Annotated in this window: 20 protein-coding genes; 7 read left to right on the top strand and 13 right to left on the bottom strand. The window is 61.4% G+C overall.

Annotated elements, in window-relative coordinates:
* Positions 1 to 2: 2 nt before the first annotated feature.
* A complete protein-coding gene (locus ASE80_RS29415; RefSeq protein ID WP_010206772.1) occupies positions 3 to 842 on the top strand; it encodes an HlyC/CorC family transporter in 840 nt (279 codons plus the stop codon).
* Between the two features lie 273 nt (positions 843 to 1,115).
* A complete protein-coding gene (gene lnt / locus ASE80_RS29410; RefSeq protein WP_056862010.1) occupies positions 1,116 to 2,639 on the top strand; it encodes an apolipoprotein N-acyltransferase in 1,524 nt (507 codons plus the stop codon).
* Positions 2,640 to 2,794: 155 nt separating this feature from the next.
* Here the strand turns inward: lnt and ASE80_RS29405 are convergent, their stop codons facing one another.
* Both ASE80_RS29405 and ASE80_RS29400 read right to left on the bottom strand, forming a co-directional pair.
* Entirely contained in the window at positions 2,795 to 3,556 is a 762-nt protein-coding gene (locus ASE80_RS29405) for a YdcF family protein (RefSeq protein WP_056861974.1), read from the bottom strand.
* A gap of 104 nt (positions 3,557 to 3,660) precedes the next feature.
* On the bottom strand, positions 3,661 to 3,972 hold the full coding sequence (locus ASE80_RS29400) for a hypothetical protein (RefSeq protein WP_056861973.1): 312 nt from the start codon (positions 3,970 to 3,972) through the stop codon (positions 3,661 to 3,663).
* A 262-nt stretch (positions 3,973 to 4,234) separates the two neighbouring features.
* Between ASE80_RS29400 and leuS the strand changes: the two genes are divergently transcribed.
* The 5 genes from leuS to ASE80_RS29375 all read left to right on the top strand — a co-directional run bounded on the left by leuS (position 4,235) and on the right by ASE80_RS29375 (position 10,379).
* The gene (gene leuS, locus ASE80_RS29395; RefSeq protein WP_056861972.1) at positions 4,235 to 6,841 is read left to right on the top strand and encodes a leucine--tRNA ligase; all 2,607 of its coding nucleotides are present in this window, start codon (positions 4,235 to 4,237) and stop codon (positions 6,839 to 6,841) included.
* 88 nt (positions 6,842 to 6,929) lie between these two features.
* On the top strand, positions 6,930 to 7,535 hold the full coding sequence (locus tag ASE80_RS29390) for an LPS-assembly lipoprotein LptE (RefSeq protein WP_056861971.1): 606 nt from the start codon (positions 6,930 to 6,932) through the stop codon (positions 7,533 to 7,535).
* A 39-nt stretch (positions 7,536 to 7,574) separates the two neighbouring features.
* Positions 7,575 to 8,612, top strand: coding sequence for a DNA polymerase III subunit delta (gene holA / locus ASE80_RS29385; RefSeq protein WP_017136058.1), 1,038 nt, complete (start codon positions 7,575 to 7,577; stop codon positions 8,610 to 8,612).
* A 215-nt stretch (positions 8,613 to 8,827) separates the two neighbouring features.
* A complete protein-coding gene (gene arfA, locus ASE80_RS29380; protein WP_046069682.1) occupies positions 8,828 to 8,992 on the top strand; it encodes an alternative ribosome rescue factor ArfA in 165 nt (54 codons plus the stop codon).
* A 61-nt stretch (positions 8,993 to 9,053) separates the two neighbouring features.
* Positions 9,054 to 10,379 (top strand): lytic murein transglycosylase, encoded by a 1,326-nt coding sequence (locus tag ASE80_RS29375; protein WP_056861970.1) that lies wholly within the window; start codon positions 9,054 to 9,056, stop codon positions 10,377 to 10,379.
* A gap of 124 nt (positions 10,380 to 10,503) precedes the next feature.
* On the opposite strand, the gene ASE80_RS29370 is transcribed toward ASE80_RS29375, so the two are convergent.
* The 11 genes from ASE80_RS29370 to rsfS all read right to left on the bottom strand — a co-directional run bounded on the left by ASE80_RS29370 (position 10,504) and on the right by rsfS (position 20,978).
* Complete coding sequence (locus ASE80_RS29370; protein WP_056861969.1) at positions 10,504 to 11,436, bottom strand: S66 peptidase family protein; 933 nt, start codon at positions 11,434 to 11,436, stop codon at positions 10,504 to 10,506.
* Positions 11,437 to 11,555: 119 nt separating this feature from the next.
* Entirely contained in the window at positions 11,556 to 12,557 is a 1,002-nt protein-coding gene (gene lipA, locus ASE80_RS29365; RefSeq protein ID WP_057444888.1) for a lipoyl synthase, read from the bottom strand.
* A gap of 26 nt (positions 12,558 to 12,583) precedes the next feature.
* Positions 12,584 to 13,231, bottom strand: a complete 648-nt coding sequence (gene lipB, locus ASE80_RS29360) for a lipoyl(octanoyl) transferase LipB (protein ID WP_056861968.1) — start codon at positions 13,229 to 13,231, stop codon at positions 12,584 to 12,586.
* Positions 13,231 to 13,512 carry a DUF493 domain-containing protein gene (locus tag ASE80_RS29355; RefSeq protein ID WP_017136054.1) on the bottom strand — a complete coding sequence of 94 codons (282 nt, stop codon included), beginning with the start codon at positions 13,510 to 13,512 and terminating at the stop codon, positions 13,231 to 13,233. The genes lipB and ASE80_RS29355 overlap by 1 nt, the downstream gene beginning before the upstream one ends.
* Before the next feature lie 85 nt (positions 13,513 to 13,597).
* Positions 13,598 to 14,755, bottom strand: a complete 1,158-nt coding sequence (locus ASE80_RS29350) for a D-alanyl-D-alanine carboxypeptidase family protein (RefSeq protein ID WP_017136053.1) — start codon at positions 14,753 to 14,755, stop codon at positions 13,598 to 13,600.
* 173 nt (positions 14,756 to 14,928) lie between these two features.
* Positions 14,929 to 15,930 (bottom strand): septal ring lytic transglycosylase RlpA family protein, encoded by a 1,002-nt coding sequence (locus ASE80_RS29345; protein WP_056861967.1) that lies wholly within the window; start codon positions 15,928 to 15,930, stop codon positions 14,929 to 14,931.
* On the bottom strand, positions 15,930 to 16,940 hold the full coding sequence (gene mltB / locus ASE80_RS29340; protein WP_056861966.1) for a lytic murein transglycosylase B: 1,011 nt from the start codon (positions 16,938 to 16,940) through the stop codon (positions 15,930 to 15,932). The genes ASE80_RS29345 and mltB overlap by 1 nt, the downstream gene beginning before the upstream one ends.
* Before the next feature lie 17 nt (positions 16,941 to 16,957).
* Positions 16,958 to 18,061 carry a rod shape-determining protein RodA gene (gene rodA, locus ASE80_RS29335; RefSeq protein WP_056861965.1) on the bottom strand — a complete coding sequence of 368 codons (1,104 nt, stop codon included), beginning with the start codon at positions 18,059 to 18,061 and terminating at the stop codon, positions 16,958 to 16,960.
* Positions 18,062 to 18,092: 31 nt separating this feature from the next.
* The gene (mrdA, locus tag ASE80_RS29330; protein WP_056861964.1) at positions 18,093 to 19,991 is read right to left on the bottom strand and encodes a penicillin-binding protein 2; all 1,899 of its coding nucleotides are present in this window, start codon (positions 19,989 to 19,991) and stop codon (positions 18,093 to 18,095) included.
* Between the two features lie 15 nt (positions 19,992 to 20,006).
* Positions 20,007 to 20,474: a 23S rRNA (pseudouridine(1915)-N(3))-methyltransferase RlmH gene (gene rlmH / locus ASE80_RS29325; protein WP_003176297.1), complete on the bottom strand. Its 468-nt coding sequence runs from the start codon at positions 20,472 to 20,474 to the stop codon at positions 20,007 to 20,009.
* A gap of 9 nt (positions 20,475 to 20,483) precedes the next feature.
* The gene (gene rsfS / locus ASE80_RS29320) at positions 20,484 to 20,978 is read right to left on the bottom strand and encodes a ribosome silencing factor (RefSeq protein ID WP_003215432.1); all 495 of its coding nucleotides are present in this window, start codon (positions 20,976 to 20,978) and stop codon (positions 20,484 to 20,486) included.
* Positions 20,979 to 21,008 lie beyond the last annotated feature (30 nt).

Here is a 21,008-nt window from a genome sequence, read left to right as displayed (position 1 = left end):
CTATGAGCGAAGACCGATCGAGCAACGGGCAGAAGTCATGGCTGGGTAAACTGACCCAGGCTTTTGCCCACGAGCCGAAAAACCGCCAGGAGCTGCTGGAGCTGCTGCGCGAGGCCCATCAGAACAAGTTGCTGGACAGCGAAGCGCTGGCCATCGTCGAAGGCGCCATCCAGGTGGCTGACCTGCAGGTTCGGGACATCATGGTCCCGCGCTCGCAGATGATCAGCATCAAGGCGACCCAGACCCCACGGGAATTCCTCCCGGCCGTGATCGACTCGGCGCACTCGCGCTACCCGGTAATCGGTGAAAGCCATGACGACGTCATGGGCGTCCTGCTGGCCAAGGACCTGCTGCCGCTGATCCTCAAGGAGAACGGCGACAGCTTCAACATCAAGGACTTGCTGCGCCCGGCCACCTTCGTGCCTGAATCCAAGCGCCTGAATGTGCTGCTGCGCGAGTTTCGCGCCAACCACAATCACATGGCCATTGTGATCGACGAATACGGCGGCGTGGCCGGTCTTGTGACCATCGAAGACGTGCTTGAGCAAATCGTCGGCGACATCGAAGACGAGCACGACGTCGAAGAAGACAGCTACATCAAGCCGCTGCCCAGCGGTGATTTCCTGATCAAGGCGCTGACGCCGATCGAGAACTTCAACGAGTTCTTCGACAGCGAATTCTCGGATGATGAGTTCGACACCGTGGGCGGTTTGGTGATGAGTGCGTTTGGGCACCTGCCAAAACGTAACGAAACCACCGAGATCGGCGCTTACCGCTTCCGCATTCTGAATGCCGATAGCCGCCGGATTCATCTGATTCGCCTGACCCCGATTGCCCGCTAAGGAAGGGGTGGGTCATCAGCTATTTCCTGTGTCGCGTTGCCCCTGAGAGCGGGCCAGGCAAGGCGCAGGCCGCAGGGAATGGCGTTCCCTTTTCAAGGCCTGCAACGCAGCATGGCCCGCTCTCAGGGGCAACCCGAAGGGCCGGGCCTGCTGCGGCACAGGGCTGCGTTACTCGTCGTTCATTTGGAAAAACCAAACCACACTCCTCGCGCCTTGCCCTGTGCCGCAGCAGGCCCGGCGCGACACAGGAAATAGCTGATGACCCACCCCTACATGCGCCGTCTGATTGCACCCGGCTGGCCCGGTAACTTGCTGGCCGTGGTGGCCGGCGCCATCACCACCCTGGCGCTGGCGCCCTTCGATCTGTGGCCATTTGCGCTACTGGCCGTCGGGCTGTTCTATGTGGGGCTGCGCGAGCTGACGCCACGTCAGGCCTTGGGCCGTGGTTGGTGCTTCGGTTTTGGCCTGTTTGGCGCCGGCACCAGCTGGATCTACTACAGCATTCACCACTTCGGCGGCGCGTCGGTGTTGCTGGCTGGCTTTTTGATGCTGCTGTTTACCGCCGCGATTGCCTGGTTCTTCGCCCTGCCCGCTTGGCTGTGGGCACGCTGGCTGCGTCGCAATGAGGCGCCGCTGGCCGATGCGCTGACCTTTGCGGCGCTGTGGGTTGGCCAGGAAGCGTTTCGTGGTTGGTTCCTGACGGGTTTCCCTTGGCTGTACTCCGGTTACAGCCAACTCGACGGCCCGCTCACCGGCCTTGCGCCACTGGGCGGCATGTGGCTGATTTCCTTTGCCCTGGCGCTGACGGCGGCCGTGCTGTGCAACCTGCCGCGCCTGCTGGCAAGCAAGCGCAACGGCTTCATCGGCGCAGGCTTGGTGTTGTTGGTTGCACCCTGGGCCATCGGCCTGGCGCTCAAGCATCACGCCTGGACCTCGCCCTCCGGCGCACCGCTGACCGTGGCGGCGATTCAGGGCAATGTCGAACAGAGCATGAAATGGGACCCCGCGCAGATCGACGCGCAGTTGGCGCTGTACCGCGACATGAGCTTCAGCTCCAAGCCGGTAGACCTGCTGGTATGGCCGGAAACCGCGGTGCCGGTGCTCAAAGAGTCAGTCGAAGGTTACCTGGGCATGATGGGCAAGTTCGCCGCCGACCGGCACTCCGCGCTGATCACCGGCGTACCGATCCGCCAGGAAGTGCACCACCAGAAGCGCTACTTCAACGGCATTACCGTGGTGGGCGAAGGCGAAGGCACTTACCTCAAGCAAAAACTGGTGCCTTTTGGTGAGTACGTGCCGTTGCAAGACATGCTGCGCGGGCTGATCGCTTTCTTTGACCTGCCGATGTCGGACTTCGCCCGCGGCCCGTCCGATCAGGCGATGCTGCAGGCCAAGGGCTATCAGATTGCGCCGTTCATTTGCTACGAAGTGGTGTACCCGGAATTCGCCGCAGGCCTGTCGGCCCAGAGCGATTTGCTGCTGACCATCAGCAACGACACCTGGTTCGGCCGCTCCATTGGCCCGCTGCAACACCTGCAAATGGCGCAGATGCGTGCATTGGAGGCTGGCCGCTGGATGATCCGCGCCACCAACAACGGCGTGACCGGCCTGATCAACCCGTTTGGGCAGATCACCGCGCAGATCCCGCAGTTTGAACGCGGGATTCTCTACGGCGAAGTGGTGCCGATGCACAACCTGACGCCGTACCTGCAATGGCGCTCGTGGCCGTTGATCATTGTGTGCCTGGGCTTGTTCGGCTGGGCGTTGCTGGCGGGGCGGATGTCGAAAACCGTCTAAACGAACACCACAAAACCAATGTGGGAACTGGCTTGTGTGGGAGCGGGCTTGCTCGCGAAAGCGGTGTGTCAGTCAACATATCGTCAACTGACACACCGCTTTCGCGAGCAAGCCCGCTCCCACATGAACCGCTTTCCACATTTGAAATTGCGGCGTTATCGGTAAAACACCCGATACCCCACCTGCCCCACCGCCTCATTGATCAACTGCCCGCTGCGCCACACCGACACGAACTCCGGCATCCAGCCGCCCAGTGGCCGCGCATTGTCCACGCCCAAAAAGCCCACCGGCCCCGGCACCACGGTGAAGCCGGCCTTCTCGAAACTCCACACCGCACGCGGCATATGCCAGGCCTGGGTCACCACCACCACACGCTTGATGCCTTGCGGCAACAGAATGTCGGCGCTCATCTGCGCGTTTTCCCAGGTGGTGCGGCTGCGCTCTTCTTTCCAGCGCACGGTGACGCCAAAGTCATCCTGCATCGACACTGCCATCAGCTCGGCCTCACTGGGTGGCGTGCCGTAGTGCAAGCCGCCGCTGGTCAGCACCGGCAAGCCGGAGGCCTTGGCCAGACGCGCGGCATAACGCTGGCGCTCAAGCCCTGTACCGGTGGGTTGATCGGTGCCCCACGCAGGGTCGCCGCGCTCACGCCCAGAGCCCAACACCACAATGGCATCGGCGCGCTGGGCCAGCGTCGCCCATTCTTCACGGGCCAACGGTGGCTCGGTCTCCAGGGCATGCGCGCCCCATTGCACCATCACCGGCAGGCTGATCAACCACAGCCCCCCGAACCCCACGGCAAAGCAGCATCCGGCCAGGCGCGGGCGACTTTTACGCAACCACCAGGCAAACGCCAGCAGCAGCAAAAAAAGGCCGGGCGGCAAGAGCAATTGTTTAATGAAATAACGAAAAGGCATCGGGCATCTCCAAAGATGCCCGAAGCCTAGATGCAACGGGGTTCAGCGACAATCTTTACCAACCTGTTTCGAGACGACTCAAAGGTTAACGTGGTGCTCCACGTTTACCGTGCAGCCCGACGTTTGTCGGGACCGCGACCCGCAGACACATCTTTCAGCCAGATCACCTTGGCCGAACGCAAAGGCTCTCGGGCGGGCGGGGCAGCCCGTTCCTGAGAGGCACGGTGGTGATTCAATTCCAGGTAGCCCTTGATCAATTCGAGTTCAGCCTGGCTCAAGCCTCGCAACTCCAGCTCCAGAGGCCGCTCATCAAGCAATCGGCCTGCGGTTCTTGCGGCATCCAATGCCCGACCCAAACGGTCGATCAGTCCTTCATACAATTGCGGTTTCATTAAAGTTCGCTGCGATTCAACCATCCCCTCACCTCATTGAAGATAAGACTCACTCCCCAATAAACAGCGTAGTCCCCATGGCTGCGCCTGCCTCGCGCCGCGACAGACGGCCCTCGCCGCGCAATCAGGGTTTCCCTCGATAGAGTGGGGTCATGTATGCTACGGCGCTTCCTGTAACTCCACTTCCCGCAGGGTTTGGGCACGGACGCGCCGCTTTTTGGTGTCGATCAACCTGAATGTTGTACCGAAGAGGATTAGGCCACCCCTATTCAGTTCAAAAGTAGCCATGCACGAACAATATCAGCCCCGTGAAATAGAAAATGCCGCCCAAACCTTCTGGGACGAGCAAAAGTCCTTTGAAGTCAGTGAACAGCCAGGCAAGGATACTTACTACTGCCTATCGATGTTCCCTTACCCCAGCGGCAAGCTACACATGGGGCACGTGCGTAACTACACCATCGGCGACGTAATTTCCCGCTACCAGCGCATGCTCGGCAAAAACGTCCTGCAACCTATGGGTTGGGACGCCTTCGGCATGCCGGCGGAAAACGCCGCGATGAAAAACAACGTGGCGCCCGCCAAGTGGACCTACGAAAACATCGCCTACATGAAAACCCAGCTGCGCAGCCTGGGCCTGGCGGTGGACTGGTCCCGTGAAGTGACCACCTGCAAGCCCGATTACTACCGCTGGGAACAGTGGCTGTTCACGCGCCTGTTCGAAAAAGGCGTGATCTACCGTAAAAACGGTACCGTGAACTGGGACCCGATCGACCAGACCGTACTGGCCAACGAGCAGGTCATCGACGGTCGCGGCTGGCGTTCCGGCGCGGTGATCGAAAAGCGCCAGATCCCGATGTATTACTTCAAGATCACGGCCTACGCCGATGAACTCTTGTCGAGCCTCGATGACTTGCCGGGCTGGCCTGAACAGGTCAAGACCATGCAGCGCAACTGGATCGGCAAATCCAAGGGCATGGAAGTGCAGTTCCCGTACAACGTCGATTCGATCGGCGAAGCCGGCGCACTCAAAGTCTTCACCACCCGTCCGGATACCCTGATGGGCGCGACTTACGTCGCCGTGGCCGCCGAGCACCCGCTGGCCACCCAGGCCGCACAGAACAATCCTGAGCTGCAAGCGTTCATCGCCGAATGCAAAGGCGGCAGCGTGGCCGAAGCCGACGTTGCCACCCAAGAGAAAAAAGGCCTGCCAACCGGCCTGTACGTCGAGCACCCACTGACGGGCGAAAAACTGCCGGTGTGGGTCGCCAACTACGTGTTGATGCACTACGGCGATGGCGCAGTCATGGCTGTGCCGGCCCACGACGAGCGCGATTTCGAGTTCGCCACCAAGTACAGCCTGCCGATCAAATCCGTGGTGCGCACCAGTTCCGGCGAGACCAACCCGGCCCCGTGGCAAGACGCCTACGGCGAGCACGGCACGCTGATCAACTCCGGTGAGTTCGACGGCCTGGACTTCCAGGGTGCCTTCGACGCCATCGAAGTTGCCTTGATCAAGAAAAACCTCGGTGCCTCGCGCACCCAGTTCCGCCTGCGCGACTGGGGCATCAGCCGCCAGCGCTACTGGGGCTGCCCGATCCCGATCATCCACTGCGAAACCTGCGGTGACGTGCCGGTGCCGGAAGACCAGTTGCCGGTGGTACTGCCCGAAGACGTGGTGCCCGATGGCGCCGGTTCGCCATTGGCGCGCATGCCCGAGTTCTACGCGTGCACGTGCCCTAAATGCGGCGCACCTGCCAAGCGTGAAACCGACACCATGGACACCTTCGTCGAGTCCTCGTGGTATTACGCCCGCTACGCCTCGCCACACTATGAAGGCGGCCTGGTAGAAAAATCCGCAGCCGACCACTGGTTGCCGGTGGATCAATACATCGGCGGCATCGAACACGCGATTCTTCACCTGCTCTACGCGCGCTTCTTCCACAAGCTGATGCGCGACGAAGGCCTGGTGAGTTCCGATGAGCCGTTCAAGAACCTGCTGACCCAAGGCATGGTAATCGCCGAGACTTACTATCGCCGCGAAGCCAATGGCGCCTACACCTGGTTCAACCCGGCGGACGTCGAGCTTGAGCGTGACAGCAAAGCCAAGGGGATCAGCGCCAAGCTGAAATCCGACGGCCTGCCGGTGGAAATCGGTGGCACCGAGAAGATGGCCAAGTCCAAGAACAACGGCGTCGACCCACAGTCGATGATCGATCAGTTCGGCGCCGATACCTGCCGCCTGTTCATGATGTTCGCCTCGCCGCCCGACATGAGCGCCGAATGGTCCGACTCCGGGGTTGAAGGTTCGCACCGTTTCCTCAAGCGCGTCTGGCGCTTGGCGCACGCCCATGTCAGCCAGGGTTTGCCGGGCAAACTGGACGTGGCGTCGTTGAGCGATGAGCAAAAAGCCATCCGCCGCAGCACCCACCTGGCCATCCGCCAGGCCAGCCAGGACGTGGGCCAGAACCACAAGTTCAATACCGCCATCGCTCAGGTGATGACGCTGATGAACGTGCTGGAAAAAGCCCCGCAAGCCACCGAACAGGACCGCGCGCTGGTACAGGAAGGCCTGGAAGCTGTGGTGTTGCTGCTGGCGCCAATCACGCCGCACATCAGCCATGAGCTGTGGAGCCGCCTGGGCCATAGCGATGCGGTCATCGATGCGCGCTGGCCGGTGCAGGATGACAGCGCGCTGGTGCAGGACACATTGCAACTGGTTATCCAGGTTAACGGTAAACTGCGCGGCCAGATCGACATGCCTGCCAGTGCCAGCCGTGAAGACGTGGAAGCCGCAGCGCGCATCAACGAAAACGTGCTGCGCTTTACCGAAGGCCTGACGATCCGCAAAGTGATCGTAGTGCCGGGCAAACTGGTCAACATCGTCGCCAGCTAATCGGATCGGGCGCAGGGCTTGAGCCCTGCGCCGAACTAAACCTTTAAGGCCTCGATAAGGCCAACATGGTTTCAAGGGGAGCAACAAAATGATCAAACGCAATTTGCTGGTGATGGGCCTCGCTGTGCTGCTGAGCGCTTGCGGCTTCCAGCTGCGTGGCACCGCCACCAATGAACTGAGCATCAAGGAACTGGACGTCAGCGCGCGCAACGCCTACGGCGATACCTTGACCCAACTGCGCCAGACCCTGGAAAGCAGCGGTGTACGCGTGGCCTCCGGCGCGACTTACAAACTGAACCTGGTGGACGAGAAAGAAACCCAGCGTAACCTCAGCTACGCCAGTGCCGGCCGTGCGTCGGACATCGAGCTGAACACCCTGGTCGTCTATGAACTGCAAGGTCGCGACCACCTGCCATTGATGGGTGACAAGATTGAAGTGCAGAAGGTGGTGAGCCACGACGGTAACAACCTGGTGGGCTCGGACTCGGAGATCATCCAGGTTCGCAAGGAAATGCGTCGCGAGCTGATCCAGCGCCTGATGATTCGCCTGCAACAGCTGACGCCGGAAAAACTCGCCGCCTTGCAGCTGACCGCCGACAACAAGGCCAAGGCTGACGCCGACGCCCTGAAAGCTGCGCAGGAATACGAAGACAACACGCCGAAACAATCGCCTGCCGAAGTCCCTGTCGAGTAAGCCAGACGGGGCGCCCCTGGCGCCCCGTTCGCCCTGCCTATGAAACTTGCCCCCGCCCAACTCGCCAAGCACCTGCAAGGTGGCCTTGCGCCTGTCTATATCGTCAGCGGTGATGACCCGTTGCTGTGCCAGGAGGCAGCCGACGCGATTCGCACCGCCGCACGCCAGCAAGGCTTCGATGAGCGCCAGGTGTTCAGCGCCGACGCCAGTTTCGACTGGGGCACGCTGCTGCAAGCCGGTGCGAGCATGTCGTTGTTCGCCGAGAAACGCCTGCTGGAACTGCGCCTGCCTTCGGGCAAGCCCGGTGACAAGGGCGCGGCGGCATTGATGGAATACTGCTCACGCCCCGCTGAGGACACGGTGCTGCTGATCAGCTTGCCCAAGCTCGATGGCAGCGCGCAGAAAACCAAGTGGGGCAAGGCGCTGGTAGAAGGCCCGCAAACCCAGTTCATCCAGATCTGGCCAGTGGACAGCAACCAGCTGCCGCAGTGGATACGTCAGCGCCTGTCGCAATCAGGGTTGTCGGCAACGCAAGATGCCGTCGAGCTGATCGCCGCCAGGGTCGAGGGCAACCTGCTTGCCGCCGCCCAGGAGATCGAAAAGCTCAAGCTGATGGCCGAAGACGGGCAGATCACCGTCGAAACCGTCCAGGGCGCGGTGGCTGATAGCGCGCGCTTTGATGTGTTCGGGTTGGTGGACGCGATCCTCAATGGCGAACCCGCCCACGCCCTGCGCATGCTCGAAGGCTTGCGCGGCGAAGGTGTGGAACCCCCGGTGATTCTGTGGGCGCTGGCTCGAGAGTTGCGAGTGCTGGCCAATATTGCCCTGCAATACAGCCAAGGCACGCCGCTGGACAAATGCTTCAGCCAGGCCAGGCCGCCGGTGTGGGACAAGCGCAAACCCCTGATGAGCAAAGCCCTGCAACGCCATTCGGCGCAACGCTGGGCGCAGCTGTTGCTGGAAGCGCAGCGCATCGACGCGCAGATCAAAGGCCAGGCGGCGGGCTCGCCGTGGATGAGCCTGAGCCGTTTGTCACTGTTGATGTCTGGCCAACGCCTGACACTCCCCGCCGAATAACCCCACTGTCCCTTGTGGGAGCTGGCTTGCCTGCGATAGCGGTGTGTCAGCCACTACATTTTTGCTGATGGACGGCTATCGCAGGCAAGCCAGCTCCCACATTGACCGTGCCCACTTGATAATGTGAAACCGCCTACACATCGCCGGGCTTTACAGCCGCGCCACTTCGGCAGATGATTTGCACCGCTTCATCCCACCTCAATAGAGTACCGACCATGAGCAAAAAGCCATCCAAGCATGGCCCCAACAAGGCCAAATCCATCGTCGCCCAGCCACTGTTCCGCAGCCGTCAGGAACGCGCCGGCAAGGGCAAAGGCAGCTACCGCCGCGAAGCCTTCCAGTCTAATAGCTGGGAGGCTTCTTACTTTCTGGCTGCCTGAAGGCAAGTGCCCCTCCGGCATGATAAGGTCGGTACTTGATTTGTAATCCCTGGACCTGTGCATGCCCTCTAGCCTTTCCCGTCGTTGGCACTTTCGCCAACTGATCGCTGCCTCCAGCCTCATTCTGCTTGTCGCCTGCGCCGAGAAACCCACCGCCGCGGACGCGCAACCCCTGCCAACGCTCAAGACCGTGCCTGCCGTCGCGCCTGCCGTGGTCCCCCCTTTGGCCGTGGACAATCTTGATATCCAGCCGACCCAGTCCTTTGCCGAATGGCAGGCTGGCTTTCGTGCACAAGCCCTGAGCGCGGGGATCACACCCGCCGTCTTCGATAACGCCTTTGCTGGCGTGACGCCCGACATGGCGGTGATTCGCGCCGATCGCAGCCAACCGGAATTTTCCCGCCCGGTATGGGAATACCTCGATGGCGCCCTGTCGCCGGTACGCGTGCGTAATGGCCAGGCGTTGCTGATCAAGTACGCCGATATCCTGCAGCGCATCGAAGAGCGTTATGGCGTTGATCGCCAGGCACTGGTTTCGGTGTGGGGCATGGAAAGCAATTTTGGCCAGTTCCAGGGCAATAACTCGGTGATCCGATCGCTCGCGACCCTGGCCTATGAAGGCCGCCGCCCGGCGTTCGCCCAGGCGCAACTGCTGGCGGCGCTGCAGATCATCCAGCATGGCGATATCTCTGCCGACCAGATGAAAGGTTCGTGGGCCGGGGCCATGGGCCAGACCCAGTTCATCCCGACCACCTACAACACCCATGCCGTGGATTTCGATGGCGACGGTCGCCGCGATATCTGGAACAGCCCGGGCGACGCCCTGGCCTCCACTGCGCACTACCTGCAAAGCTCCGGCTGGCAGCGTGGCCAGCCGTGGGGCTTTGAGGTGAAACAACTGCCGGCGAACTTCGATTACGCCCTGGCCGACGGCGGCATACGCAAGACCGTTGGCGAGTGGATGAGACTCGGCATCCAGCTGCCACCTGGCGCGAGCATGCCACCCAACGTCGAGCAACTGTCTGCCGCCCTGCTGCTGCCGGCCGGCTACCGTGGCCCGGCATTCCTGGTGCTGGATAACTTCCGCGCAATCCTCAAGTACAACAACTCATCGTCCTACGCGCTGGCCGTGGGCCTATTGTCGGAGCGGTTTGGTGGCGCGGGTGTGATTCGTGGCGATTGGCCCAAGGATGAGCTGCCGCTGAGTCGCTCCCAGCGTATCGATTTGCAAACGGTACTCAGCGCCAAGGGCTATGACGCGGGCAACCCGGACGGGATTATCGGCGCCAACACGCGCAAGGCGATCCGGGCGGCGCAGCAGTCGTTGGGTTGGCCCGCTGATGGGTATCCGACGGTGAAGCTGCTGGAGTCGTTGCAGAGCCGCTGAGACCACGCTCGTTCCCACGCTCCGCGTGGGAATGCCGCCTTGGACACTCTGCGTCTGCTCTTGAGGGGGTGACGCGGAGCGTCACGGGATGCATTCCCACGCAGAGCGTGGGAACGATCGACGCTCAGGGCTTGAACACTACATCCTGCTCCAACGCCAACTGCTGCTCCCCCGCATCCAACCGCACCAGGGCGCCCAGCGGCAGCGTCAGGTTTGGATCGCAGTGCCCACTGCGCCAGCCGGATAACACCGGAATACAAAGCGGCTCGAACGTCTGCTTGAGCAGCCGCTCCAATGCCGCCTTGTCCACGCCTGATACATCCCCGACCAGCACACCGGCGACCTGGCACAGCTTGCCTGCCAGGCGCAAATGGGTCAGCAGCCGGTCTATTCGGTAGAGCGGCTCGTTGACGTCTTCGATAAACAGAATGATGCCTTCAGCGTCGATCTCAAATGCCGTGCCCATCACTGCGGCGATCATCGACAGGTTGCCACCGAGCAAACGCCCGCAGGCGATACCCGGCTCGATCGTGATCAGCGGGTAAGCAACCGGGTGTGCCAGCACGCTGCACTCGCTCAGTTGCCCGCGCAGCATGCTGAACAGCGATGACTCGGTGGGCTGCTGCTTGTCACCGAGCAGGTCAGCGTTGAGCATTGGCCCATGAAAGGTCACAAAACCCGCGTAGCGGTTGATGGCCAGGTGCAATGCGGTGATGTCGCTGTAGCCCACGAACGGCTTGGGGCTGGCACCAATCAGGTCGAAATCGAGCTTGTCCAGCAGACGTGGTGTGCCGTAACCGCCCCGCAGGCAGAAGATGGCATCGATTTCGGGATCGGCAAACGCTGCATGCAAATCGCGCAGGCGCACCTCGTCGCTGCCGGCCAGGTAGCCATCGCGCTCATACACACCGGGGAATATGCGCAGCTCATGGCCACGGGCGCGCATCCACTGGCCGGCTCTTTCAACATCCAGTGCGGCAGGGCCGGCGGGGGCGATCAGGCCAATTACGCCTTCGGGGCGCAGGGCAGGCACGGCAGCCGAGAGTTGAGTCGTCATCCATGGTTCTCCGTGGTTGGATACCCAGGCACTCTAGCCAGTGATGGTTGCAAACAGAAGGGAGAAAAGGAGGGAAACTCTGTAGGAGCAGTTCGGCTGCTCCTACAGAGGGGAAGCGCTTACGAAACCAGGCTTGCCTTGACCAGCTTGGCTTGCTCATCGGCGTGGTACGAGGAACGTACCAGCGGGCCCGAAGCCACGTTCTTGAAGCCCATCTTGTAACCTTCCTCGGCGAACCAGGCGAAGGTGTCCGGGTGCACGAAACGCTGCACCGGCAAGTGGCTGCGCGACGGTTGCAGGTACTGGCCCAGGGTCAGCATATCGATGTCGTGTTCGCGCATGCGCTTCATGACTTCGATGACTTCTTCGTCGGTCTCGCCCAGGCCCAGCATCAGCCCGGATTTGGTCGGGATGTGCGGCATCATCTGCTTGAATTTTTGCAGCAGGGTCAGCGACCACTGGTAGTCCGAACCCGGACGCGCGGCCTTGTACAGGCGTGGCACGGTTTCCAGGTTGTGGTTGAACACATCCGGCGGCTCGGCCGCGGTGATTTCCAGCGCGACGTCCATGCGGCCACGGTAGTCCGGCACCAGGGTTTCGAGCATCACGTTCGGCGACAGCTTGCGGATCTCGCGGATGCAGTCGGCAAAGTGCTGGGCACCGCCGTCACGCAGGTCATCGCGGTCTACGGAGGTGATCACCACGTATTTGAGTTTCAGGTCGGCAATGGCAATCGCCAGGCTTTCCGGCTCGTTGACGTCCAGCGGCTTCGGCCGACCGTGGCCAACGTCGCAGAACGGGCAACGACGGGTGCAGATGTCACCCATGATCATGAAGGTGGCGGTGCCGCCGGAGAAACATTCGCCCAGGTTCGGGCAGGAGGCTTCTTCGCACACACTGTGCAGCTTGTGTTTGCGCAGCAGGGCCTTGATGCGGTCGACTTCCGGCGAAACCGGGATGCGCACGCGGATCCAGTCGGGCTTCTTCGGCAGTTCGGTGGTCGGGATGATTTTCACCGGGATGCGTGCAACCTTCTCGGCGCCGCGCAGCTTGACGCCGGCTTCGACCTTGGCACGCGGGGCCGGGGCCGGACGCTCGGTGATGTCCAGCGTCGGGATCATGGTTTGCACTGCATCAGTAGTCATAATCAGTCGATTCCGCCCGTAAGGGTCGTCTGCTCAGCATAGTCGAGGTGTTTGACGAGCTGCGCACGCAGCCGGGCACTTACCTCGGCAAATTTAATCGGTGTGGCGTGGTCGCTCAGTTGAGTCATCGCCAGCCCGGCATAACCGCACGGGTTGATGCGCCGAAACGGCGCCAGGTCCATGTCCACATTCAGGGCCAGGCCATGAAAGGAGCAACCATGGCGAATGCGCAAACCGAGGGAGGCGATTTTCGCGCCGTCCACGTATACACCGGGTGCATCGGGCTTGGCCGCGGCAGTGACGCCGTAACTGGCCAACAGCTCGATCAGGCAAGCCTCCATGCGGCTTACCAGGTCACGTACGCCATAGCCCAGCTTGCGTACGTCCAGCAGCAAATAGGCCACCAGCTGACCAGGGCCATGGTAAGTCACTTGGCCACCTCGGTCGACCTGCACCACCGGAATATCACCCGGCAGCAGCAGATGCTCAGCCTTGCCGGCCTGGCCCTGGGTGAAGACCGGCGGGTGTTCCACCAGCCAGATTTCATCCGGGGCCGAGGTGCCGCGCTCGTTGGTGAAGCGCTGCATGGCATGCCAGACCGGCTCGTAGGCCATCTGGCCGAGCTCGCGAAAGCCCAGGACCTGTGACATCACAACACCATGTGCACGAAGCCGGTGGCCCGCAGTTCACTGTTGATGTCGTAGAGCTGGTCTTGACCGGTCGCCACGATGTGCAACTGGATCGTGGTGTACTTACCGTTGGAACTCAAACGCTCGTCCACTCGGTTGTCGTTGATCGTCGCGTGTTTACGCACGATCTCGAGAATCTTGTCTTTGTTGCCTACACCGGTATCGCTGATCACCTTGACGGGATAGTCCACGTTGGGGAATTCGATCTTTGGCGCCTTTACTTCTACTTCTTTATCGGTCATGGCAGAACAGCCTCGTAAGCGCTAAGCCGTGGCGACGGGCAAAGCCCCGCGCTGGATCAACGCGGGGCTTTGCAGGTGCGCACAATCAGTTGAACAAGCCGTAGAAGAATAGACGGATGCTATCCCACACGCGGCGGAAGATACCACCTTCGTCAACGGCGTCCAGTGCGATCAGGTCGGCGCTGTGCACCACCTTGTCGTCCAGCTTCACTTCGACTTTACCGATCACGTCACCCTTGGCGATTGGAGCAACCAACTGCGGGTTCATGGTCATGCTGGCCGCGAGCTTTTTCAGCTGGCCTTTAGGCATGGTCAGGGTCAGGTCATCAGCCAGGCCGGCCTTGACTTGATGGGTCGCGCCTTTCCATACCGGGGCTTGAGCCAGCTCGGCGCCCTTCTGGTAGAAGGTCTGGGTTTCGAAGAAGCGGAAGCCGTAAGTCAGCAGTTTTTGCGTTTCGGCCGCACGGGCCTGCTCGCTGTTGGTGCCGAATACCACGGCGATCAGGCGCTGGCCATCACGTACGGCGGACGACACCATGCAGTAGCCGGCTTCGTCGGTGTGGCCGGTTTTCAGACCGTCGACGGTCTTGTCACGCCACAGCAACAGGTTACGGTTAGGCTGCTTGATGTTGTTCCAGAAGAATTCCTTCTGGGAGTAGATCGCGTAGTGCACCGGGTCGACACGGATGATCGCGCGAGCCAGTACGGCCATGTCGTGAGCCGACGAGTAGTGCTCCGGGTTCGGCAGGCCGGTCGGGTTCATGAAGTGGCTGTTGGTCATGCCCAGGTCGCCGGCAGTCTTGTTCATCAGGTCGGCGAACGCGTCTTCGCTGCCGGCGATGTGCTCGGACAGGGCCACGCTGGCGTCGTTACCGGACTGGATGATGATGCCGTGCAGCAGGTCGCTGACGGTAACTTGCGAACCGACCTTGATGAACATCCGCGAACCGCCTGTGCGCCATGCGTTTTCGCTGACGGTAACCGGGTCATTCTCGCCGATCTGGCCGCGACGGATTTCCAGGGTCGCGATGTAGGCCGTCATCAGTTTGGTCAGGCTGGCCGGGGGCAGGCGCTGGTCACCGTTGTTCTCGACCAGCACGTTGCCGCTGGCGGCATCCATGAGGACCCAGGCCTTGGCGGCCAGTTGCGGGGAAGCTGGAACCATTTCCACCGCCCAGGCGGCCGGGGTAATGATCAGCGAAAGTAGCAGGCACGTGCGTTTGGCTAAGGTGGTGATGTTCATCCGTCTCTCGAAATTGCTTATGGAAACTTGCCCTCGCGGGCAAAACTATTCAGACAGCCCGCTGCCAGACTGTCGCGTGTTCGGTTGCCCGCTCACCCCTTGCCCCTGGGTTTTTATTGTTCAACGAGCCAACAACCTCGGTTCAGGCGAACCTGAACCATCAATCCTTTTACTTATTCAGCCGTGACGACGCTGGGTTGCCCCAGGTTGGCCAGGCGCACACTGTTCTGCACGTGCGCCACTTCACTTGGCGAACCAATCGGGCCCATGCGCACACGGTGCAGGGTTTGCTGGTTACGCACGATAGAGCTGATAAACACTGGCGCGCTGACCATGCCGCTGAGCTTGGACCTTAACAGTTCTGCCGCATCCGGGTTGGCGAAAGCGCCGACCTGCAGGTACTGGCCACCCACTGTAGATGCGCCTGGCGCTGCATGGGGCACCACCACCGTGTCCGGTGCGTGCTGCGCCGGTGGCGGGGTCCACTGCTCGATCTTGCCCGCCGAGGCGGTCACTTGCGGTTGCGGGGTTTGCGGCTCGTTGAGCATCAATGGCGCCGGTTTGCCACGCTGAGCCCAATACTGCGCCGGGTCGATACCTTCGACTTTCACGCGCGCAGTGCCGGTTTCGGCATAACCGAGTTTCTTCGCGGCGGCGTAGGACAAGTCGATGATCCGGTCCGAATAGAACGGCCCACGGTCGTTGACCCGCAGGATCACCGTGCGGTGGTTGTCCAGGTTGGTCACGCGTACATAGCTGGGCAACGGCAAGGTCTTGTGGGCCGCGCTCATGCCGTACAGGTCATACACTTCGCCGTTGGCGGTGTTCTGGCCATGGAATTTGGTGCCGTACCAGGACGCCGTGCCCGTTTGCGAGTAGGTCTTGGATTCCTGCAGCGGGAAGTAATTCTTGCCCAGCACGGTATACGGGTTGGCTTTGTAAGGCCCGGTGTGCAGGGTCGGCGTGGCATCCGGGATCTTCGATACGTCGACATCCCACCACGGTGCGCCGTCTTTGTGCGCGCGGTTGATATCCAGGCCCGGCTGGGCGCGCACGATAGCCCCGCCCTTCGGCGCCGGAGCACGGCTGGTGGTGGAGGAACAGCTGACAACCAGCAAGGACAACGCGGCGAACGCCACCAGCTTGAGCGGTTTTTGGAACGGCGATACCCGCATTACTTGTTGCCCCGTGCTTGGACCAGCATGTCTGACAGCTGATGCACGGCCATGGCGTACATCACACTGCGGTTATAACGCGTGATTGCGTAAAAATTCTTCAGGCCCATCCAGTATTCCGGGCCGTTTGCGCCTTCGAGGCGGAACGCCGTCACCGGCATATCATCGCGTGGCGCATTCTGACTCGACCAGCCCAGCGCTCGCAACTCCCCGACGGTCTTGACCGGCTCAATACCTTGGGTCAGACCTTCGTCGGCGCGCTCGCCGGTGACATCGGCGCGGATCACCACCGGTTCACCGGCCATCCAGCCGTGGCGCTTGAAGTAGCTGGCCACGCTGCCGATGGCGTCGTCCGGGTTGCTCCAGATATTAATGTGGCCGTCGCCGTCGAAATCCACCGCGTACGCCCGGAAACTGCTCGGCATGAACTGCGGCAGGCCCATCGCACCGGCGTAGGAACCCTTGAGCGTCAACGGGTCGACCTGTTCCTCGCGGGCCAGCAGCAGGAATTCACGCAGCTCCTTGCGGAAAAACTCGGCACGCGGCGGGTAATCGAAGCCCAGGGTCGACAAGGCGTCGATCACCCGGTAACTGCCGGTGTTGCGCCCGTAGAAGGTTTCGATACCGATGATGGCGACGATCACCTGGGCCGGCACGCCGTATTCCTGCTCGGCGCGCGCCAGTACCGCTTCGTGCTGGCGCCAGAAGTCCACGCCACGCGCCACGCGGGCGTCGGTGAGGAACATCGGGCGATAGTCTTTCCACTGTTTGACGCGCTCGGCGGGACGCGAGATCGCATCAAGGATCGCCTGCTTGCGCTGGGCTTCACGGAACACGCCCATCAGCTGTTCACCGGCGAAACCGTAGTCGCGGGTCATTTCACCGACAAATTCGGCGACCTGGGGTGAACCATCGTAGTCACCGGCCTGCACCTCTTGCGTCGCGCCCAGGAGCCCAATCAGGCCCATCCAGGACGCGTGCCGAGTCGCCCAGCCGCGCATTACTTGCATTGACATCTTCACCTTATTCAAACCTGCGCGATCCACTTGCGATGCGTGTGAATCGACATCAAAACCCCAAACGCTGACATCAATGTCACCAGCGAAGTTCCGCCGTAGCTAATGAACGGCAACGGCACCCCAACTACCGGCAACAGGCCACTGACCATACCGATGTTGACGAAAACGTAAACAAAAAAAGTCATGGTCAGGCTGCCGGCGAGCAATTTGCCAAACAGCGTCTGCGCCTGGGCGGTAATCACCAGGCCGCGGCCAATCAGCAGCAAATAGATCAGCAACAACGCGCAAATGCCCACCAGGCCGAACTCTTCACCCATTACCGCAATGATGAAGTCGGTATGGCTTTCGGGCAAAAAGTCCAGGTGCGACTGGGTACCCAATAACCAACCTTTGCCAAATACGCCGCCGGAACCAATCGCCGCCTTGGACTGGATAATGTTCCAGCCGGTGCCCAGCGGGTCGCTCTCCGGGTCAAGGAAAGTCAGGATCCGCTGCTTCTGGTAGTCGTGCATAAAGAAGAACCACATGGCCACGGCCACCGGGATCGCTGCGGCCAGCACGCTGAGGATCCAGCGCCAACGCAGGCCACCCATAAACAGCACGAACGCCCCGCCCGCGAGGATCAGCAGCGAGGTGCCGAGGTCGGGCTGGCGCACAATCAGGATGAACGGCACGCCGATCAATATCAGGCTGATGCCCACGTGCTTGAGCTGCGGCGGCAAGGTGCGCTTGGACAAGTACCAGGCGATGGTCGCCGGCATCAGGATCTTCATGAATTCCGACGGCTGGAAGCGAATCACCCCCGGAATGTTGATCCAGCGCGTCGCGCCCATGGCGTTGTGACCCATTACGTCCACCACCACCAGCAGCAAAACACCCACGACATACCCCAGCGGCACCCAGCGCGCCATGAAACGCGGCTCCAGCTGGGCGATAACCACCATCGACAACAGACCCAGGCCGAACGACGACGCCTGTTTGATCAGCAGGTCCCAGTTTTTGCCGCTGGCCGAATACAGCACGAACAGGCTGCCGGCCGCCAGGGTCAGCAGCAAAATCAACAACGGGCCATCAATGTGCAGGCGCTGCAGCAACGTCGCACGGCGACGCATCACATCCTCACTGGAGAGGATGCGGTCAAAATTACTCTTCACGGGCCGTAACCTCGGTGCTTGAAGGGGGGCCGCCATATTCGGGTTTAAGCCTGCCGTCGTCGGCCAACAGCCAGGCGTCCATGATCTGGCGCACCACAGGCGCCGCGACGCCGGAGCCGGACTCACCGTTCTCGACCATCACCGCCACCACGATTTTCGGCGCGTCGGCCGGCGCAAAGCCGACAAACAAGGCATGGTCGCGGTGACGCTCCTGAACCTTGGAGCGGTCATATTTCTCGCCCTGCTTGATCGCGACCACCTGGGCCGTACCGCTTTTGCCGGCAATGCGGTATTGCGCACCGACCGCGGCCTTGCGCGCCGTGCCACGGGCGCCGTGCATCACTTGCTGCATGCCGTGGTTGACCTTGGTCCAGTCGGACGGGTCGCGCAGCACAATGTCCGGAATCGGGTTTTCATCCACAGGCTTTTCGCCTTCGATGGTCTTGGCCAAGTGCGGGCGGTTCCACACGCCTTTGTTGGCCACCAGCGCAGTGGCCTGGGCCAGTTGCAGCGGTGTGGCCTGCATGTAGCCCTGGCCGATGCCGAGGATCAGGGTTTCGCCCGGGAACCACGCCTGGCGACGGGTCGCGCGTTTCCACTCCCGCGACGGCATCAAGCCAGGGGATTCTTCGAACATATCCAGGGAGACTTTCTGACCAAGGCCGAACTTGCCCATATAGGCAGACAGGCGATCAATCCCCAGCTTGTGGGCCAGGTCATAGAAATAGGTGTCGTTGGAACGCATGATCGCGGTGTCCAGGTCGACATAGCCGTCACCGGTGCGGTTCCAGTTACGGTATTTGTGATCGTAGTTGGGCAGCATGTAGTAGCCGGGGTCGTACACGCGGCTCGAGGCCGTGACCACACCCGAATCCAGGCCGGCAATCGCCACCGCCGGCTTGATGGTCGAACCCGGCGGGTACAGCCCGCGCAATACGCGGTTGAACAGCGGCCGGTCGATGGAATCGCGTAACTCGGCATAGGCCTTGAAGCTGATTCCGGTCACAAACAGGTTCGGGTCGAAACTCGGCTGGCTGACCATCGCCAGCACTTCGCCAGTGGCCGGGTCAAGCGCCACCACGGCGCCACGACGACCGCCGAGCGCCATCTCCGCGGCTTCCTGCAACTTGATATCCAGGCTCAGCACAATGTCTTTGCCGGGGATCGGGTCGGTGCGCTTGAGCACGCGCAGCACGCGGCCACGGGCGTTGGTCTCAACTTCTTCGTAACCCACCTGGCCGTGCAACTCCGGCTCGTAGAAACGCTCGATGCCGGTTTTGCCAATATGGTGGGTGCCGCTGTAATTCACCGGATCGAGGCTTTTCAGCTCTTTCTCGTTGATGCGCCCCATGTAGCCGACCGAGTGCGCAAAGTGTGCCCCTTGCGGGTAATGCCGCACCAACTGCGCCACCACCTCCACACCCGGCAAACGGAACTGGTTCACCGCAATGCGCGCGATCTGTTCTTCATTGAGCTCGAACAGGATCGGCACCGGCTCGAACGGCCGACGCCCCTGCTTCATGCGTTTTTCGAAGATCACGCGGTCTTCCGGCGTCAGTTGCAGCACCTCGACGATCACGTCGAGGACCTGCTGCCAGTCGCCGGAACGCTCGCGGGTCATGCTCAGGCTGAAACTGGGCCGGTTGTCTGCCACCACTACGCCATTGCGGTCGAAAATCAGCCCGCGGGTCGGCGGGATCGGCTGCACATGCACCCGGTTGTTTTCCGACAACGTGGAGTGATAGTCGTACTGGATCACCTGCAGGTAATACAGGCGCGCAATCAGCACCGCAATCAAACCCACCACCAAAAAAGCGCCAAACACCACGCGCGCGCGTACCAGACGTGCGTCTTTCTCGTGGTCCTTGATGCGGATCGGCTGGGTCATCGGCAATGGCGCAGATTATTTGTGGTAAGGGTGCCCGGACAGAACTGTCCAGGCGCGATACAGCTGTTCACCGATCAGAATCCTTACCAACGGGTGCGGCAACGTGAGGGCCGACAGCGACCAGCGCTGGTCCGCCCGCGCGCAGACTTCCGGCGCCAGCCCTTCGGGGCCGCCGACCATGAAGTTGACGGTACGCGAGTCCAGGCGCCAGCGGTCCAGTTCCACCGCCAACTGCTCGGTGCTCCAGGGCTTGCCGTGCACCTCGAGGGTGACGATGCGCTCGTTGGGGCCGACCTTGGCCAGCATGGCTTCGCCTTCCTGACGGATAAAGCGCGCCACGTCGGCATTCTTGCCCCGGGTGTTGAGCGGTATTTCCACCAGCTCCAGCGAAAGCTCAGCGGGCAGACGCTTGGCATACTCGTGCCAGCCTTCTTCCACCCACTTGGGCATGCGTGAACCGACAGCGATCAGACGCAGGCGCACAGCCGTTCCTTATTCCTGGTCTTTATTGAGCTTGTCGAAGTGCGCGTGGCCCACTTCCGGGCTGTGGTGCTTGCCATCCGCCGCACGGCTCTGCTCGGCACCTTTCCACAGACGCTCCAGGTCGTAGAACTGGCGGGCGTTGCTGGTCATCATGTGAACGATCACGTCGTCCATGTCCAGCAGTACCCAGTCGCTGTCGCCCTTGCCTTCTTCACCCAGTGGCTTGACGCCCTGGGCTTTGACGGCTTCGCGAACCTTGTCGAGCATCGCGCCGATCTGGCGGTTGGAGGTACCGGTAGCAATGATCATGAAGTCGGTGATGCTTTGCTTGTCGCGCACGTCCAGCACCTGGATGTCCTGGGCTTTAACGTCTTCCAGGGCCGCCACGGCGACCTTTACCAGTTCTTCGCCAGCCAGCTCAGGGCCGGTGTGCGCTTCTACCGGCAGCGGGGCGCTTTTGAAAGTGCCTTTGCGCTTAACTTTGCTTACGTCTTTGTTCGTCATATAAAACTCGTTTTGCTCGTATGTTCGGGC

This window comes from Pseudomonas sp. Leaf15, from assembly GCF_001421425.1.
Classification (GTDB): domain Bacteria; phylum Pseudomonadota; class Gammaproteobacteria; order Pseudomonadales; family Pseudomonadaceae; genus Aquipseudomonas; species Aquipseudomonas salomonii.
Note: the sequence above shows the minus strand (reverse complement) of the source record. Positions and strands in the feature narration are given on the sequence as shown.